The following is a 16,417-nucleotide window of genomic DNA, read 5'->3' on the forward strand; positions in this document are numbered from 1 at the left end:
TTTAGGCTAATAGTTGTATTACTTCACCAAATACAACGGTCCATCTGGCCCTAATGGCAAACCGAGAAGCATCCAGATAATTAATAATATTATCCAGAAAACTAAAAAGACAACCGTGTAAGGTATCATAGTTGAGATGATTGTGCCTATGCCGTACTTTTCATCGTACTTCTGTGCAAATGCAACAATGAGTGCAAAGTAGCTCATCATCGGTGTAATAAGATTTGTAACGGAATCCCCTATCCTGAAAGCAGCCTGCGTTAATGCAGGATGATAATCGAGAAGCATAAACATCGGCACAAAAACCGGAGCCATAATTGCCCACTTTGCAGAAGCGCTTCCCATAAACAGATTTATAAATGCAGAGACAAACACAAAAGAAACGATCAAAGTAATTCCTGTAAAGCCAATGCTTTTTAAAAATTGTGCGCCGTCAATTGCAATGATAAGTCCAAGCTTGCTGTAATTAAAAAATGCAACGAACTGTGCAGCGAAAAAAACAAGCACAACATAAGTAGCCAGTGTACTCATTGATTTGATGATGTGCTTCATCATCTCCGAATCGTTCTTAATTGATTTAGTAACTATGCCGTAAACAAGTCCGGGCACAAAAAACATAATGAGAATACCTGCAATAATGCCATTTAAGAATGGTGAATGACGCCAATCTTTGGTTTCGGGATTTCTGAGTAATCCATCTTCGGGAATAATTGTGATTGCTAATGCGACAATAAGGATAAAAAGCCATATCCCTGCCCACTTTAAGCCTTTCTTTTCAAGTGAAGAAATTTCGTCAACAGGGATTTTATCTGCGTTGCCTTCGTATTTTTTCAATCGAGGTTCAACTATCTTTTCTGTAACAAGGGTTCCAAGTATTACAATCATTATTGCTGAGACGAACATAAAATAAAAGTTTACAACAGCATTGACTTTCATAGTTGGATCGATAATCTGTGCAGCTGATTGAGAAAGCCCGGCAAGAACAGGATCAATTGAACCAACTACGAAGTTCGCACCGAATCCGCCGCTTACTCCGCAAAAAGCCGCTGCAAGTCCAGCCATCGGGTGTCTTCCCAGAGCATAAAATATTACAGCCCCAAGTGGAATAAGAACTACATATCCAGCCTCAGAAGCTACGTGAGAAAGAACTCCAGCAAACACAACTGACATTGTTATCAACCTTTTGGGAGCTTTCAAGACCAGTGCTCTTATCCCTGCATTAAAAAGTCCTGAACCTTCTGCAACACCAATTCCTATCATAACTGCAAGTACATATCCTAGTGGAGGAAAATTTACGAAGTTGTGAACCACATTTTCGTAAATCCATCTTAAGCCATCCCCGTTAAGAAGATTCTGAACTTTAACCACTGAACCATCTGCAGGATGAATTGCTGTCAATCCAACCCAGCTTCCAATCACAGAAATTATTGCAACGATGACAGCAATCAATGCAAACAATGTGGCGGGATGTGGTAGTTTGTTACCAACTTTTTCAATGTAGTCAAGCGATTTGTTGAATATTCGTGAAGCAAGAGACTTCAATTTTTCCTCCGATATCTGAAAAAAATATTGGCAAAGATAGGGGTGTGAATTTAGAATAAAAAGAAAAAATTAGTGTTATTGGACCGTCATTCCTGCGGACGCAGGAATCCATCACTAAGTGGATTCCCGTTTTCACGGGAATGACAAAACGTTGTTGTTAAAGTTTAAGAGTAAGATTAAGTTTAGCAAAAAGAATTAAGGAATAATTTTATGAACTACTACGCACTTAATTATCATCTTACCGATGATTATATGCAAAGACGACCACAATTCCGCGAAGAACATTTGAAGCTTGCAAAAGAATCAAATGAAAAAGGTGAAATGATTCTCGCTGGTGCTTTCAGCGATCCACCGGATAAAGCATTGCTCATCTTCAAAGTTGCAGACAAATCTGTTATTGAAGATTTTGTAAAAAAGGATCCTTATGTTAATAACGGTTTGATAGCGAAGTGGGAAATCAGACCGTGGACGGTAGTTATTGGTAAATAAGCAAATCGTCATTCCGGCTTGTCCGGAATCTGAGGCTAAAGATGGTTATCAGATTCTGGACTCACTCGTTGATACGAGTTCGCCAGAATGACACAAATTATTTTTTCATTTAATGCAAAAATAAATATGATGGGTAAAAAAAAACTTTAAAAGATGGCAGAGAACACTAATAACATTCCGGGTATATTTAATTACTGCGACCGATGGTGTGAGCGATGTGCTTTTACTTCACGGTGTTTGAATTTTCAGATGAGTGAAGAAATGAGAGAAGGAAAAGAAATCAATGATTTAGAAAATGAAAAATTCTGGGAGGATATGGACAATATTTTTAACATCACTCACGATATGCTCGATGAAATGGCAGAAGAACAAGGAATTGATTTGACGGAGATCGAATGGACTAAAGAAGATAAAGAGCACGAACAGGAACTTGAAGAATCGGTAAGGAAACATCAATGCGTAATTGCATCTAAAAAATATTATGAGTTTGTCAGCGGATGGTTTGAAATAAATGAAGGAATCTTCAAAGAAAAAGAAGATGAGTTGAACGAACAATTGATGCTTGAACTTTCCTCCGCCGAACCTAAAAAAGAAGCAATTACTCTTAAAGATGCAATCGAAGTAATTACATATTACCTGCATTTTATTAATATAAAATTAATGCGGGCTATTCACGGACAAATTGAAGACAGATACGAATTGCCGGATGATCTTCCCAAAGACTCAGATGGTTCTGCGAAGATTGCACTTCTTGCTATTGACAGATCAATATCTGCATGGGGAAAATTATTAAAACATTTAGAAGAAAGTGAAGACGAAATTTTAGAATTTCTAGTACTCCTCGAGCAGCTGAGGAATATGACTGAAAAAGAATTCCCTGATGCGCGGAAATTTGTAAGACCGGGATTTGATGAGTAAATCTCTGTGGTGCTGTGTGCTACTTGGTGATCTCTGTGTAACTTTTTTCTTACACAGAGAACCACTGAGAAAACACCGAGAACCGCAGAGAAAATTATTCCATAAAAAATCCGCTCACTATTGCATAATTATTCCGGAGGCCTTAACTTACAATTAAAATTTCGGGACTAACTCTTCCGTCATAGCTTTGTTTTCTCTCGCATCTCCGAATGCGTATGAAATAGGTCACAAAATCTTCATTTCAAAAACATAAGGAGGAATAGTTATGTTCCAAACAATTTACAAATCCGCATTTTTTTTAATTGCGGTAATTCTACTAAACTCATCGGATATTCACTCTCAAAATCCTGATTGGATTGTCTTCGATTCATCAAACTCAAATCTGTTGGATGATCGTATACTGCAAATCGCAGATGAAGGTAACGGTAATAAATGGCTCGCAATGGCTTTTGCTGGGGTCAGTGTATTTGATGGAGTTAACTTTACAAATTATACTACTGCTAATTCAGGGCTGCCATCAAATGCAGTTTATAATGTCGCTATTGAAAGTAATGGTGTTAAATGGTTTGGGACTCTTGGCGGCTTAGTAAGTTTTGATAATTCAACATGGACGGTTTACAGTACATTAAATTCAGGCTTACCTGAGAACTCGGTCCTGGCACTTGCTGTTGATGCAAATGGAAATAAATGGGCAGGCACAGATAGCGGCCTGGTAAAATTTGATGGAGTCAACTGGACTGTTTATAATACGTCAAATTCGGGTTTACCTCATAACAGCGTTTTTGCAATTACTATTGATGCAAACGGAGACAAATGGATTGGAACTTTTGGTGGTGGTATTGCCAAATTTGATGATGTAAATTGGACAGTTTACAATACCTCCAATTCAGGATTACCAAACAATTTTATTTGGTCGATCGCAATAGACAGCAATGAAGATATCTGGTCTGGTAATACTAATAGTGGATTAGTCCACTTCAATGGCACAGACTGGACGATATATAATACTTCCAATTCCGGGTTACCACAAAACCAGGTAAGAGCAATTAATTTTGATGATAATGGTAACAAGTGGATCGGAACTAATGGCGGTGGCGTAGCAATGTTCGATGACAATAACTGGACAGTCTTTAGAACTTTTAATTCAGATTTGCCCAATGATTACATTCGTGATTTTTACATCGATTGGAATGATAATAAATGGATAGCAACACACGGTGGTGGGCTTGTAGTTTACAGAGCAGGTGGAGCAACATCTGTTGAAGAGATCTCTGATAATGTTTTGCCAGAACAGTTTTATTTAGCACAAAATTATCCTAATCCATTTAATCCATCTACAAAAATTCAATTTCGAATTGTGGGATCAGGATTTGTTAGTTTGAAAGTATTTGATGTATTGGGTAATGAAGTTGCAACACTAATCAGTGAAGAGAAACCAGCAGGTGCTTATCAGTTCAACTTCGATGCATCTAACTTATCAAGCGGCGTATATTTTTATAAACTGACGAGCGGTAACTTATCCGAGACCAGGAAAATGATATTGTTAAGATAATTTTTATTAACTAATCTCTGAGGTTCTTTGTTGACTCTGTGTTACTCCCTCTTTTTGTTACACAGAAAACCACGGAGATACACAGAGAATCTCAGAGGTGATTAATCCAGATAAATCCTTGGAACACGAGTGTTAATGTTAGTGAGTATTTCATAAGGAATTGTTCCAGCCCATTCTGCAAGATCTTCAGCAGTAATAGAATTTTTTCCATCAGTTCCGAGTAATAATACTTCGTCACTATTGTAAGCTGAATCATTCTCGATATTCACAACGATCTGATCCATTGAAATATTTCCAACAACCGGATAAAGTTTTCCGTTCAACAGAACTTTTGCTTTGCGCGACATGCTTCTGAAATATCCATCTCCATATCCAACAGGAACAGTAACCGCTCGAATGTTATGATCTGGTTTCCACGTCAATCCGTAACCTACAGCATTTCCTGCTTTAATCACTTTAAAGTAAACAACAAGTGATTTCCAGGTTAATGCAGGTTTAACAGGAATTGCTTTCTTAATATTCTTCGACGGATAAACCCCAAACAACATTATTCCCGGGCGCACCATATCAAAATTTGCTTCGGGTTGTTGAAGAATCGCACCGGAATTTGCAATGTGTTTGATTGTTGATTTTATTGAATGTTTATTAAAATGTTCCAGAACTTCATTAAATCTTTCAAGCTGAAGTTTGGCAAATGTCAAATCATCGGATTCAGCAGTTGCAAAATGCGAGTAGATTCCTTCAACAAAAATATTTTTATAAGAAAAAGCTGCATCAAGAAACTTTTCTGAATTATAGTAATGAACACCAATTCGTTCCATTCCCGTATCGATCTTCAGATGAACGATCGCTTTCTTTTTCATTTGTCCTGCAGTTTCATCAATCTGTTTTAGCTTATCGATGGAAGAGGCAGTGATGGTCAAATTATTTTTCAGGAATAATGGGATCTGATTTCCCCAAACTCCTCCCAAGACAAGTATTGGAATTTTGATTCCCATCTCACGAAGCAGAATTCCTTCTTCAACAACAGCTACTCCAAGATAATCAGCTTTTAATTCTTCATAAAGTTGTGCAACTCGCACAAGTCCGTGTCCGTATGCATTCGCCTTAAGAACAGGCATCATTTTGGATTTGCCAACGTGAGCTTTTATTGCTTTGAAATTATCAGCAAGAACCTTTAGATCAACTTCGACTCTCGTTGGGCGAACAATCTCATCAACACTAATTACAGGATGGTTTGTATGTTTCTTCACTTAATATTCAAAGAATAATAATAGTTTGTGCTCCAAAGATAAAATATTTAACAGTTAAAATATCAGATACTCATTGATGATTTTATCTATTTTGTTTACGTTATTATCAGTAATAATTTTTTATTAATTCTATCCCCTTCCGGAAGTAGTTTAACAATTAATAAACAGGGAGTAAATTATGATCGAAGTAGCATTCACTTATGATTTCATTCCAAATTTTGATGTGGCGGCTTACACCAAAGTTGCAAGAAGTGCAACCCAAATTATGGTTTCATCAAAAGGATTTATAGAATTCCGGGCTAACAGAAATATTATGGGTTCGCCTAATGTCCGGAGAACTTCTGTCTGGCAGAGTCTTTCTGATTATGCAGCGATGGCTCAGACACCGGAATTTCAGAAAATCACAGAAGATTTCAGAAAGTTTGTTACGAATATTGATGTTCAGATATGGGGTCCGTCGCCTATTAGTCCTGAACCGATTCGTCCCTGAATAATTTTCAAAGAAATATCAGATAAACTGCAGCATTTTATTTTTCACTGGCTGCAAGTTGAAAAATTATCTAAAAATTTCCAGCAAGAAATTTATTTTGCAATAATATGCCGACAAATCTTCCACCGGAATATTTCAGAGCCGAGCAGACCTTTAGAGAAGCTGAATCGACTTCTTCTAAAGTTGCAGCGCTTGAAGAAATGATGAGCACAATTCCAAAGCACAAAGGAACTGACAAGCTACGGGCTGAACTGAGAAGAAAAATATCAAAGCTGAAAGAAGATCAGCAAAAGAAAAAAGGTGCGGGCAAACACGAATCGGAATATCACATTGAAAAAGAAGGTGCAGGAAGAGTCGTTTTAATTGGTTTTGAGAATACAGGCAAATCATCCATAGTTGCTGCACTGACTCACGCAGCGCCAAAAATTTCCGAAGCACCGTTTACAACCTGGCAGCCTATACCCGGAATGATGGAATTCGAGGATATCCAGATACAACTGATTGACACTCCGCCAATAAGTAAAGAACATTCGCAGCCGGAATTATTTGATTTAATCCGCAGCTCTGATTTAATTCTAGTTATCGTTGATCTGCAAACAATTCCATTCCAGCAGCTTGAAGATTCGCTTAGTATTTTAAATCAACACAAAATCATCCCGAAACAATGGGAAGATAAAACTAACGATGAAAGAAGAATTGAGTTTATTTCTGCTGTGGTCATTGTTAACAAGGATGATGATGATAAGTTTGATGAGGATTTCATTGTTTTTAAAGAGTTGACGGAAATAGATTTACCGCTTTTACCTATCTCCGTAACGAATAAAAGAAATTTCAGTAAGCTTAAGGATGAAATATTTGAAAGTCTCGGTATCATCAGGATATATTCAAAACCACCAGGAAAAGAACCTGATTTATCAAAACCTTTTATCCTGAAAAAAGGAAATACAGTAGATGAACTTGCAGGTAAAGTACATCACGATTTTATTCACAACCTAAAAACGGCGAGAGTTTGGGGCAAAAATGTTTTTGACGGACAGATGGTTGGAAGAGACCATATTCTCCACGATAAAGATATTGTTGAGCTTCATTTGTAACAATGTTACAAATGTTATTCCTTGCTTGACACGGAATCCAGAAAATAAATTACTAAATAGATTCCGGTTCTTCACCCGATAAATCGGGATCGACCGGAATGACGAGCGAGCTAAATAAATTTAAGTGAAACTATTTGAACATTATTATTATTTTACTTACGTTTTGAGTGAAATAACGGAGGACAAAGCAGATGGGGATAATAAAGAAGTTTATAGGTCCATCTTCAAAATATGATGACAGCATTCCCTATACTTACATTGCAAAAGTAAGAATTATTGACCGGGATGATAATCTTGTAAACCACTACTTTTCTGATACAATTTGCGGTTTGGTTGAATACCTGAGCAACAACAATATTCTGCCAGAGGATGCTGAGTTATTCGCGTGCTATCAGAAAAAAGAAATCCCGATAGATAAAAAATACTGTCTATCTGAAAAAGGCAAATGGCTGGAGCGACCTGAAATCTGTCATTCACTTGAAGAGCATTACAAACAAACTATGGAAGAACAATTCAAAGGTCATGTTGAGCTTGGTGAATGTTCTTTCGAAGACCGAGACCGTGAAGGAAGCGGTCCGTATTAAATTAATTTCAGCAGTGAATATTTGGAAACATTTACTTCAATACTTCTAGGAATAGGACTAAGTGCTGCGACCGGATTCAGGATATTTGTTCCGTTTCTTGTTGCAAGTATTGCTTCAATTACAGGATATCTTCCCCTTTCATCTTCATTTGAATGGATTGGTACCTATCCAGCGTTAATTTTATTTGGCGTTGCAACTATCATTGAGATTGGTGCTTACTACATTCCATGGCTGGATAATTTGCTTGATTCTATTGCAACACCTGCAGCTTTTATAGCAGGTGCAATTTTAATGGTTGCAGTTGTAAGCGGATTACCGCCATTAGCAAAATGGGCATTGGCAATTATTGCAGGAAGTGGTGCTGCAGGAATTGTCCAAACCGGAACAACAATAACTCGAGCAGCATCAACAACTACCACGGGAGGATTAGCCAATCCTGTTGTGTCGACTGTTGAAGCCGGATCATCATTTGGATTGTCATTGCTAGCGATAATGCTTCCAGTCGCTGCAGGCTTGATAACTATCGTACTGCTTGTCTGGTTAAGCAGCAAGGTGATAAAGAAATTTATAGCAAAGAAAATCTGATTTCTTTTTAAAATATCTATCAGTAGATCATATCTCAGAACAGAATTTCCGAAATATTTGTCATTTATCAATTATATTTTTAGTTTCCCTTCGCAGACTCATCAGATAATATAAATTCACATCTGAGGGCTTAATAATTCACTAACAAAATTATAGGAGGCATTTATATGCTTAAGCAAAAGCTTATTTACTCACTACTTGCCGGGTTACTGTTTTTTTCTGCTTTTACACTAGCTCAGGAGGAGCCGAAGGATCAGCTATACTGGGTTCGGGAAGAAGTTGCTAAAGTAGATATGTGGGATCAATACGAAAAAACTTCAAAAGAGTGGGTTGAAATGATGACTGGTGCTGGTTTGGATCTACCCTACATGTGGGCGTCGCAAAGAGATGACGGACATTATTATTATCTTTTTCCATTAGATAATTATGCGGCAATAGATAAGCTATCAGGAGTATTTGGTGCTGCCATTGATAAAATCGGAAAAGACAAATGGGCAAAATTTATTGCAGAGAATGAAGCAAGTATGGAAACCCATAGAGATTTTATTGTGACAAGGTCAGCTAAATATTCATACTGGCCTGAAGAACCAAGACTAAAACCTGAAGAAAGAAAGTTTATCCACTGGATGTTTTTTCATTACAAAATGGAAAATCGAAAAGAGGTAATGGATATAATGACAGAATGGAAACAATTATATCAGGAAAAGAATATTAAAAACGGGTACACTATCTGGCTTATGGAATTGGGTCGCGATAACAACATGATAGTTCTGACAGAAAATTACAAAGATGGTGCTGATTTCTATGCTGAGATGGAAAAAGATAACGCAAGCATGGAGGAAGAAGCCAGTGCACTATGGGCAAAGATGTCAGTCTTTATAACTTCTGTTGAAAATAAATATGGTAATCAAAGACCTGATTTAGGATTTGTAAAAGAATAATATTTTATTTCAAAAACATTCTTAAGCCCTCTGATTGAGGGCTTTTTAATTCTTTCATACCGATCGAATGGTAGAGTTAAGATTTTACACTTTTCAACAAATAAAATTCATTTATGTTTGTAGTTAGAAAAACGGATTACTCTCAACAGTTTTATAAATAATGACGTGGAGATTATTCTAATGAAAACTTCATCATTCCTCACCTGCATCGCTTTTTTAAACTTATTTTCAGTCACTAACTTTGCGCAGGGAGAAGCAGCAGTCCCATTTTTGTTGCTAAATCCATCACCATCTCTTAGTGCAATGGGTGCAACTGGAACAGCATTACCGACTGAAGACCCATTTGCATTTCTTTGGAACCCGGCACAGTTGGGATACACAAGCCAGACAAATAATCTTTCATACATTTTCTATCCTGCAAAATTAGAATGGCTTCCAGCTTTTAACTTAGATTTAGAATTAAGATCAATTGCATTCAACGCTGGATATAATTTCAAAGACTTAGTTGGCTTGCCGCTCAGTTTTGGTTTTGGTTATTCAAATTTTGAAGTCAATTTTGGGGAATTTGTCAGAACTGATGAAAATGGAAATGTTATTGGCACTTTTGAAGCGAAAGATTATTACGATGCATATTCTTTTGGATTGGGTTTTGATATCGGCGTGCAGTTAAGTGTGGGATACACGATAAAAGATGTAACCTCAATCCTCTCCGATCAACCTACTGGTGAGGAACAAGGCACTGGAATGGCTGAAAAAACTGTAAATGATTTAGGTTTACTATTAACTGTTCCGGTTCTAAAATTAATCGATGATAAAATGCAGGTTCAGTTGGATGAAGACCTTTTCGCTCAGCCCAAATTTAATTTTTCTTTAGGCTATTCAAAATCCAACATTGGTGATTCTATTTCATATATAGATCCGGCTCAGGCTGATCCGCTTCCACGGGTAGAAAGAACCGGTTATGGCATCGCAACGGGTTTTGATCTAGTCACTGATGACTTTAGTATAAACGCATTTAATCTTTCATTTACTGTCGAAGCAGAGGACATTCTGGTTTCAAGAAGTTCAATGAATCAAACTCATTGGGAATATCAGGATGATCTGGATTTCTGGAAAAATATTGTGCAGATTGAAGGTGATGAGAAAATTGTTTCCCGGACAGGAACAAAGCTAGAATTTGCAGAGACAGTTACTTTAAACTTTGGACACTTTTCTGGTAAAGGCTATGGTCAGAGAAAGACAAATGGATATGAATTCAGATTAAAGGGTTTGTTAAAAGTAGCAGCTTTGTGGGCAAACGAACCCATAATGGATTTTATAAAGGACCACTTTGACATCCGATATTACAACACAAATTATTTTGCCGATCACGACTTGGAAACAAATATGACCGGGCTGGCATTTTATGTTCATAATTTGAATGAGTTGTTTTAAGTTAAAATCAAAGTTTGTTCAATCAAGTCAATTAAGATTTTCAAGGAGAATCTCGATGAAAACTAGATGCTCTTTAACCATCCTTATTCTATTCCAATTATTTTTAGTTACAAACTTTGCGCAGGGCGAAGCTGCAGTTCCATTTTTATTGCTAAATCCTTCTCCATCACTTAGTGCAATGGGTGCAACCGGAACTGCATTACCAACAGATGATCCATTTGCATTTCTATGGAATCCAGCGCAATTGGGATACACAAGCCAGACCAATAATCTCTCTTACATTTTCTACCCATCAAAAGTAGATTGGCTTGGATTTGGTTGGCTTGAATTAAATGGAATAGCATTTAATGTAGGTTATAATTTTAATGATATAATTGGATTCCCTCTGAGTTTTGGTTTTGGGTATGCAAATTCTGATTTTGATTATGGCTTCCAAGGAATATTCGAACCTCCTTTAGGAGAAGTCAAAGATTTTTATAATTCATATTCAATCGGTTTAGGAATTGATTATTTCGTTCAAATTAGTATTGGATATTCTATTAAAGAAGTAAGTTCAACAATAGTTCCAGATCTTGGTGAACCAAGCAGTCTAACAAGAAAAACAACTGTGAATGACTTTGGGATTCTATTAAGTATTCCCGTATTAAGATTAATCGATGAAAAGCTACAGTTTCAGTTAGATAAAAGTTTTTTTGCAAAACCAACTTTTGACTTTTCACTTGGCTATTCGAAATCGAATATCGGAGAAGAATTTTATTACATTGATAAGAATCAGGCTGATCCTCTTCCTAGAACGGATAGACTGGGTTATGGAATTTCAACTGGCTTTGATTTGGTATCAGATGATTTCAGAATTAATGCATTCAATCTTTCATTTACAGTCGAAGCAGATGATATTTTGATTAAAAGAGAATCAATGACAAGTGATTGGGAGTATCAACCAACTTTAAGCGATCTGAAATTCTGGAAAAACATAGTTCAAATCGAAGGCAACGAAAAAATCGTAACACGTACAGGAACCAGGCTCGATTTTTTTGAAACATTCACTTACACTTTTGGTCACTTTTCTGGTCGGGGTTATCCTGATCTACAAAAAACAAATGGATACGAGATAAGAGCAAAAGGATTGCTGAAACTCTATGCATTGTGGGCTCGAAATCCTATCACAGATTTTTTAAGAGATCACTTTGATATTAGATATTATAATACAAACTACTTCGCTGATGCATGGAATGAAACAAAAATGACCGGGCTTGCATTTTATGTTCACAATTTAAATAAGTTGTTTGAATAGGAGATAAATGGAACCTGTCATTCCCGTGAAAACGGGAATCCACTTTATTTCTTAGATTCCTGCTTCCGCAGGAATGACACAGACCTACTGCGGCGCATCAGCAGTGTATTTCTGTTTGATTTTTTCTTCCGCTTCGATATCCTTCACACCTGATATTCTTTGAGCAAGTGACTTACCATCCAGTTTATGAAATTCAAGAACTTCAAGCGGAGTTCCGCATTCGGGATATTCTTTTAATCCGAAGTTTATAAATTCTTTGCCACTAATTGCACGAATTGACACTAATTCGTTTAGTAATCTATCTCCTAATCCACCAACAGCAGAATGATCTTCCAATGCAAATATTTTCTTTTGATCACTGACAACTTTCTTCAGCCATTCTTTATCAATTTTATTAAGCCATGGCATATTAACAACCTTCAAACTGAATCCAATCTTTTTCAAATAATCTGCAGCAACTAAAGCTTCGTGAAGCATTACCGGTCCGTATCCAAATAAAATTGCATCGTTGCCTTGAGTTAATTCAGCACCAACACCGACTTTGAATTTATAATCTTTCGGTAACTGAATTCTTTCTGGTGAAGGACCAATTACCAATCTAAGCACACAATTTTCTTCTGAAATATTAATACAATAATCGGTTGCCCACTCTGTTTCTTCAGCATTGCACGGTTGAATGATCGTAACATTAGGCAAAGCTCTAAACAAGGAAATATCACGTACACTTTGATGCGACTTTCCCGGTCCTGCTGGAATCATCCCTGAAAAATGACAGGTGTAAATAATTTTAGTTTTCTCACCTGCGTTATTATAAATCTGCTCATTGGCCCTTGCCGCAAGAAAGCTGGCAAATGTATTCACAATCGGTATCAATCCCATTCTTGCTAATCCGCCAGCCATTGAAACCATATCCTGTTCAGCAATTCCATTTTCAATAAATCTATCCGGATAAGTTTTCTCGAAGTTACGCAGTTTGCAATCCGCAGAGAGATCACCGTCGAGCACAACAAATTTCTTGTTTGTCTTTGCAAGTTCAACCAACGCTTCACCATAAGCTTCTGTGACAAATTCTTTATCGAGCTTTGTTATTGGTTTACCCTCTGATTTGTTCTCCGGAATCTGAATTTTTCCAACTCCAAGTTTTTCAGAAAGTTTGTTAATTGTTTCAGTCAGTTCAGCCAGACCCTTTTCATAGCTTTCATCATCCGGTGCACCTGAATGCCATTTGTAAAGAGTCTTTCCCTGGAAAGTTTCAGTAAGAGGTTTTTCCATAAAGGAAACTCCCCTTCCCTTAATTGTATCTGCAATAATCATTTTTGGTTTATCAGTTAACTTCTTCATCGCATTGAATGTATGCTTGAGCATATTATAATCGTGTCCATCAATTCGAACTACATACCAACCAAATGCTTTAACTTTTTCAACAACATCTTCAATATTATTTACATCTGCAACGAGCATATCAGTTTGATACTTGTTATGATCCATAATTGCAATTACATTATTGACTTTTTGGTGTGCAGTTGCCTGGAGAGATTCGTAAATCTGTCCTTCCTGGAATTCACCATCACCTGTTAAAACATAAACGTGACCTTTGCTCTTGTTATAATTTTTTGCCCAGGCCATTCCTTTTGCTTTAGAGATTCCCATTCCGAGTGAACCGGTACTTGCTTCAATTCCTGGCTGACGAACTTCAGGATGACCGTCAAGACCATGCAATCTTCTGAGCATTAATAATTTTTCTTCAGGAATAATTCCGAGTGCATAAAAGAGAGAATATAATCCTGGTACATCGTGACCTTTCGATGAGAAATAAATATCTCTGTCATGCGAATCGAGTCCAACTTCTAAAACGTTCATTTCATTTAAATAAAGATAAGTTGTAATATCCATCGCACTGAGTGAAGAGCCAAGATGACCTGAACCGGCTTTCTTTACTGCAACGAGAGTGTTGTATCTGCACATATCGGCAAACAATTCCATCCTCGTTGCCCAAGCACTGCTGGATGATTTTACTTTATCGAATTCTGATTTTTTTATGAGGTTAAAATTCATTGAAATGCTCCAATAAAATCGTCTGTTTTGTAGTTAAAAGTTGAATAAAAACGCTTCGTAAAATTACCATAATAGACGGTTAAAATGTAATCTTTGTCGCTTTAACAGATTGTTAAGTTGCTGAAAATCACTTCTGGTTAAAATATTTACTCCTTGTGATCTGGTATTCTAATTGTCTTCATTAAATAATATATAAAATGGAGAAAGCATATGAAATCAAAATTACAAATCATATTAACGATTGCTCTAATTGCCAGCTTAAGTTTCACCACTTATTCAACGAATTATTATGTTTCAGAATCAGGAAGTAACAGTAATAATGGATTAACTCCTCAGACTGCATTTGCAACTCTGCAGTATGCAGCGGATATGGTTTCTGCGGGAGATTTCGTCTTAGTGCTTGAAGGAAATTATGTTGGTTTTGATATAAGAACAGATGGAACTCAAAACTCACCAATAGTTTTTAAAGCGATTGAATATAATGTTGTAATCGATGAAAGAAATTCTGTCACCCCCGATGGAATAAACATTGAAAATGCTGATTGGATTGTAATTGATGGATTTGAAGTTATGGAACAACCAAGAGCAGGAATAAGAATAGTACTTTCAGATTTTGTTGTAATCAGAAATAACGACTGCCACAACAACTATCGATGGGGAATTTTTACTGGATTTACAGATGATATCATAATCGAAAATAATTCGTGTTCTTTCTCTGAAGATGAACATGGAATTTATCTTTCCAACAGCAGTGACCGGGCAATTATCAGAAACAATCATTCATTCAACAATAATGGATGCGGCATTCATATGAATGGAGATATATCTATGGGCGGCGATGGAATTATCAGTAATGCGGTTGTTGAAGGCAATATTATACACGATAACGGATATGGCGGCGGTTCAGCAATAAATATGGATGGAGTTCAGGATTCCGAGATTTTCAATAACCTGATTTACAACAATCACGCAACAGGAATTGCAATGTATCAGATAGATGGTGGTGATGCTTCGAAGAATAATAAAGTTTATAACAACACTGTCATTCAGCCTTCCGATGGAAGATGGTGTATCATTTCTGTTAATGGTTCAACCGGAAATACACTCTACAATAATATTTTAATTAATCATCACAGTTTCAGAGGAAGCATTTCTGTGGACGCTGCTTCGATGAATGGATTTACAAGCGATTATAATATTCTTGTAAACAGGCTGAGTGACGATGACGGAAATTCAAATATGAGTTTGTCTCAATGGCAATCGCTAGGATATGATCTACATTCAATGTTAGCTGATCCGGAAGATCAAATATTTACTGATCACGCGAATGGCAATTATCATCTACTGCAAAACTCGCAAGCTGTTGATGCAGGGACAAATTTAGTTTTACCGACAGTATTCGAAGATCTTGATAAAATTACACGTCCCCAGGGAAGTGGATTTGACATTGGCTGTTACGAATACACAAGCACTACAGAAATTATTGAAGAAAATTTTCCTCAATCATTTCAGTTATATCAGAATTATCCTAATCCGTTTAATCCCAGAACAGTGATCGGTTATCAGTTATTGGTGAGCGGTAATGTAAATTTAAGTGTTTATGATTTACTTGGAAATTGCGTCGCAACTTTAGTAGATGAATACAAACCTTCTGGTAGTTATAAAGTTGAGTTTAATGCTGTTGATCTTCCAAGCGGGATTTACTTTTATCAATTAAATTGCGGAGATTTCAGACAGACAAAAAAAATGTTATTGCTTAAATAAGCAATCATCAAATTATTAAAGATACTTTACTTTGAAATTTTCACGCATAAGTTTTCATTTCACAATCTGGGTACTATCCATTTCGATTTTGGTAACTGGTTGTCATACATATTTCACTATACCAAAAGATGATTACAATAAAATCGAATCAATGGAGGATATTAAAATTGTCTATATGAACGGAAAAGAATTCGTTGTTGAGAAAAATGATACTAACTATGTGAAAGTAATTAGAGATTCATTAACAGTGCATAAAGGGATCGAAGAGACCTCTATAGATATGGACGAAGTCGATAAAATAAAAGAAATGAGATTTGATTTGGGCGGAACCATTACTTTAGTATTATTAGGACTAACACTGATAGTGATTGGGTTCTACTCAACTTTTGATACAGGAGGCTAATTAATTTTTGCATATTTGA

15 protein-coding genes are annotated in these 16,417 nt (G+C 36.5%); 12 read left to right on the forward strand and 3 right to left on the reverse strand.

What is annotated here, in order from left to right; all coding sequences use genetic code 11:
* Window positions 1–18: 18 nt before the first annotated feature.
* The gene (locus tag IPM14_07540) at window positions 19–1,557 is read right to left on the reverse strand and encodes an AbgT family transporter (GenBank protein MBK9097959.1); all 1,539 of its coding nucleotides are present in this window, start codon (window positions 1,555–1,557) and stop codon (window positions 19–21) included.
* Window positions 1,558–1,752: 195 nt separating this feature from the next.
* Here IPM14_07540 and IPM14_07545 point away from each other — a divergent pair, with 195 nt between their 5' ends.
* From IPM14_07545 to IPM14_07555, 3 genes are all read left to right on the forward strand, one after another.
* The gene (locus tag IPM14_07545) at window positions 1,753–2,031 is read left to right on the forward strand and encodes a YciI family protein (protein MBK9097960.1); all 279 of its coding nucleotides are present in this window, start codon (window positions 1,753–1,755) and stop codon (window positions 2,029–2,031) included.
* Between the two features lie 249 nt (window positions 2,032–2,280).
* Entirely contained in the window at window positions 2,281–2,949 is a 669-nt protein-coding gene (locus IPM14_07550) for a hypothetical protein (GenBank protein MBK9097961.1), read from the forward strand.
* 1,102 nt (window positions 2,950–4,051) lie between these two features.
* A complete protein-coding gene (locus IPM14_07555; GenBank protein MBK9097962.1) occupies window positions 4,052–4,501 on the forward strand; it encodes a T9SS type A sorting domain-containing protein in 450 nt (149 codons plus the stop codon).
* A 101-nt stretch (window positions 4,502–4,602) separates the two neighbouring features.
* On the opposite strand, the gene alr is transcribed toward IPM14_07555, so the two are convergent.
* Window positions 4,603–5,754 carry an alanine racemase gene (alr, locus tag IPM14_07560; protein MBK9097963.1) on the reverse strand — a complete coding sequence of 384 codons (1,152 nt, stop codon included), beginning with the start codon at window positions 5,752–5,754 and terminating at the stop codon, window positions 4,603–4,605.
* 178 nt (window positions 5,755–5,932) lie between these two features.
* Here alr and IPM14_07565 point away from each other — a divergent pair, with 178 nt between their 5' ends.
* The 7 genes from IPM14_07565 (at window position 5,933) to IPM14_07595 (ending at window position 12,176) form a co-directional block, all read left to right on the forward strand.
* The gene (locus IPM14_07565; protein ID MBK9097964.1) at window positions 5,933–6,244 is read left to right on the forward strand and encodes an antibiotic biosynthesis monooxygenase; all 312 of its coding nucleotides are present in this window, start codon (window positions 5,933–5,935) and stop codon (window positions 6,242–6,244) included.
* A gap of 107 nt (window positions 6,245–6,351) precedes the next feature.
* Entirely contained in the window at window positions 6,352–7,338 is a 987-nt protein-coding gene (locus IPM14_07570; GenBank protein MBK9097965.1) for a 50S ribosome-binding GTPase, read from the forward strand.
* Between the two features lie 191 nt (window positions 7,339–7,529).
* Window positions 7,530–7,922 carry a hypothetical protein gene (locus IPM14_07575; protein ID MBK9097966.1) on the forward strand — a complete coding sequence of 131 codons (393 nt, stop codon included), beginning with the start codon at window positions 7,530–7,532 and terminating at the stop codon, window positions 7,920–7,922.
* A 21-nt stretch (window positions 7,923–7,943) separates the two neighbouring features.
* Window positions 7,944–8,507, forward strand: coding sequence for a DUF4126 domain-containing protein (locus IPM14_07580; protein MBK9097967.1), 564 nt, complete (start codon window positions 7,944–7,946; stop codon window positions 8,505–8,507).
* A 167-nt stretch (window positions 8,508–8,674) separates the two neighbouring features.
* On the forward strand, window positions 8,675–9,448 hold the full coding sequence (locus tag IPM14_07585) for a hypothetical protein (protein MBK9097968.1): 774 nt from the start codon (window positions 8,675–8,677) through the stop codon (window positions 9,446–9,448).
* Between the two features lie 180 nt (window positions 9,449–9,628).
* Window positions 9,629–10,882: a hypothetical protein gene (locus tag IPM14_07590; protein MBK9097969.1), complete on the forward strand. Its 1,254-nt coding sequence runs from the start codon at window positions 9,629–9,631 to the stop codon at window positions 10,880–10,882.
* Window positions 10,883–10,937: 55 nt separating this feature from the next.
* A complete protein-coding gene (locus tag IPM14_07595; protein MBK9097970.1) occupies window positions 10,938–12,176 on the forward strand; it encodes a hypothetical protein in 1,239 nt (412 codons plus the stop codon).
* Window positions 12,177–12,260: 84 nt separating this feature from the next.
* Here the strand turns inward: IPM14_07595 and IPM14_07600 are convergent, their stop codons facing one another.
* Entirely contained in the window at window positions 12,261–14,231 is a 1,971-nt protein-coding gene (locus tag IPM14_07600; protein ID MBK9097971.1) for a 1-deoxy-D-xylulose-5-phosphate synthase, read from the reverse strand.
* 210 nt (window positions 14,232–14,441) lie between these two features.
* Here IPM14_07600 and IPM14_07605 point away from each other — a divergent pair, with 210 nt between their 5' ends.
* Together IPM14_07605 and IPM14_07610 are read left to right on the forward strand one after the other, a co-directional pair.
* Window positions 14,442–15,995: a right-handed parallel beta-helix repeat-containing protein gene (locus tag IPM14_07605; GenBank protein MBK9097972.1), complete on the forward strand. Its 1,554-nt coding sequence runs from the start codon at window positions 14,442–14,444 to the stop codon at window positions 15,993–15,995.
* Between the two features lie 31 nt (window positions 15,996–16,026).
* Window positions 16,027–16,398: a hypothetical protein gene (locus IPM14_07610; GenBank protein ID MBK9097973.1), complete on the forward strand. Its 372-nt coding sequence runs from the start codon at window positions 16,027–16,029 to the stop codon at window positions 16,396–16,398.
* The last annotated feature ends 19 nt before the right edge of the window (window positions 16,399–16,417 follow it).

The organism is bacterium, assembly GCA_016716565.1.
Classification (GTDB): domain Bacteria; phylum Bacteroidota; class Ignavibacteria; order Ignavibacteriales; family Ignavibacteriaceae; genus IGN2.

Coding starts and splice junctions, on each gene's coding strand:
- IPM14_07545 (MBK9097960.1), top strand. CDS start 1,753: ATGAACTACTACGCACTTAATTATCATCTTACCGATGATTATATGCAA.
- IPM14_07595 (MBK9097970.1), top strand. CDS start 10,938: ATGAAAACTAGATGCTCTTTAACCATCCTTATTCTATTCCAATTATTT.
- IPM14_07550 (MBK9097961.1), top strand. CDS start 2,281: ATGAGTGAAGAAATGAGAGAAGGAAAAGAAATCAATGATTTAGAAAAT.
- IPM14_07555 (MBK9097962.1), top strand. CDS start 4,052: ATGTTCGATGACAATAACTGGACAGTCTTTAGAACTTTTAATTCAGAT.
- IPM14_07565 (MBK9097964.1), top strand. CDS start 5,933: ATGATCGAAGTAGCATTCACTTATGATTTCATTCCAAATTTTGATGTG.
- IPM14_07605 (MBK9097972.1), top strand. CDS start 14,442: ATGAAATCAAAATTACAAATCATATTAACGATTGCTCTAATTGCCAGC.
- IPM14_07600 (MBK9097971.1), bottom strand. CDS start 14,231: ATGAATTTTAACCTCATAAAAAAATCAGAATTCGATAAAGTAAAATCA.
- IPM14_07590 (MBK9097969.1), top strand. CDS start 9,629: ATGAAAACTTCATCATTCCTCACCTGCATCGCTTTTTTAAACTTATTT.
- IPM14_07575 (MBK9097966.1), top strand. CDS start 7,530: ATGGGGATAATAAAGAAGTTTATAGGTCCATCTTCAAAATATGATGAC.
- IPM14_07570 (MBK9097965.1), top strand. CDS start 6,352: ATGCCGACAAATCTTCCACCGGAATATTTCAGAGCCGAGCAGACCTTT.
- IPM14_07585 (MBK9097968.1), top strand. CDS start 8,675: ATGCTTAAGCAAAAGCTTATTTACTCACTACTTGCCGGGTTACTGTTT.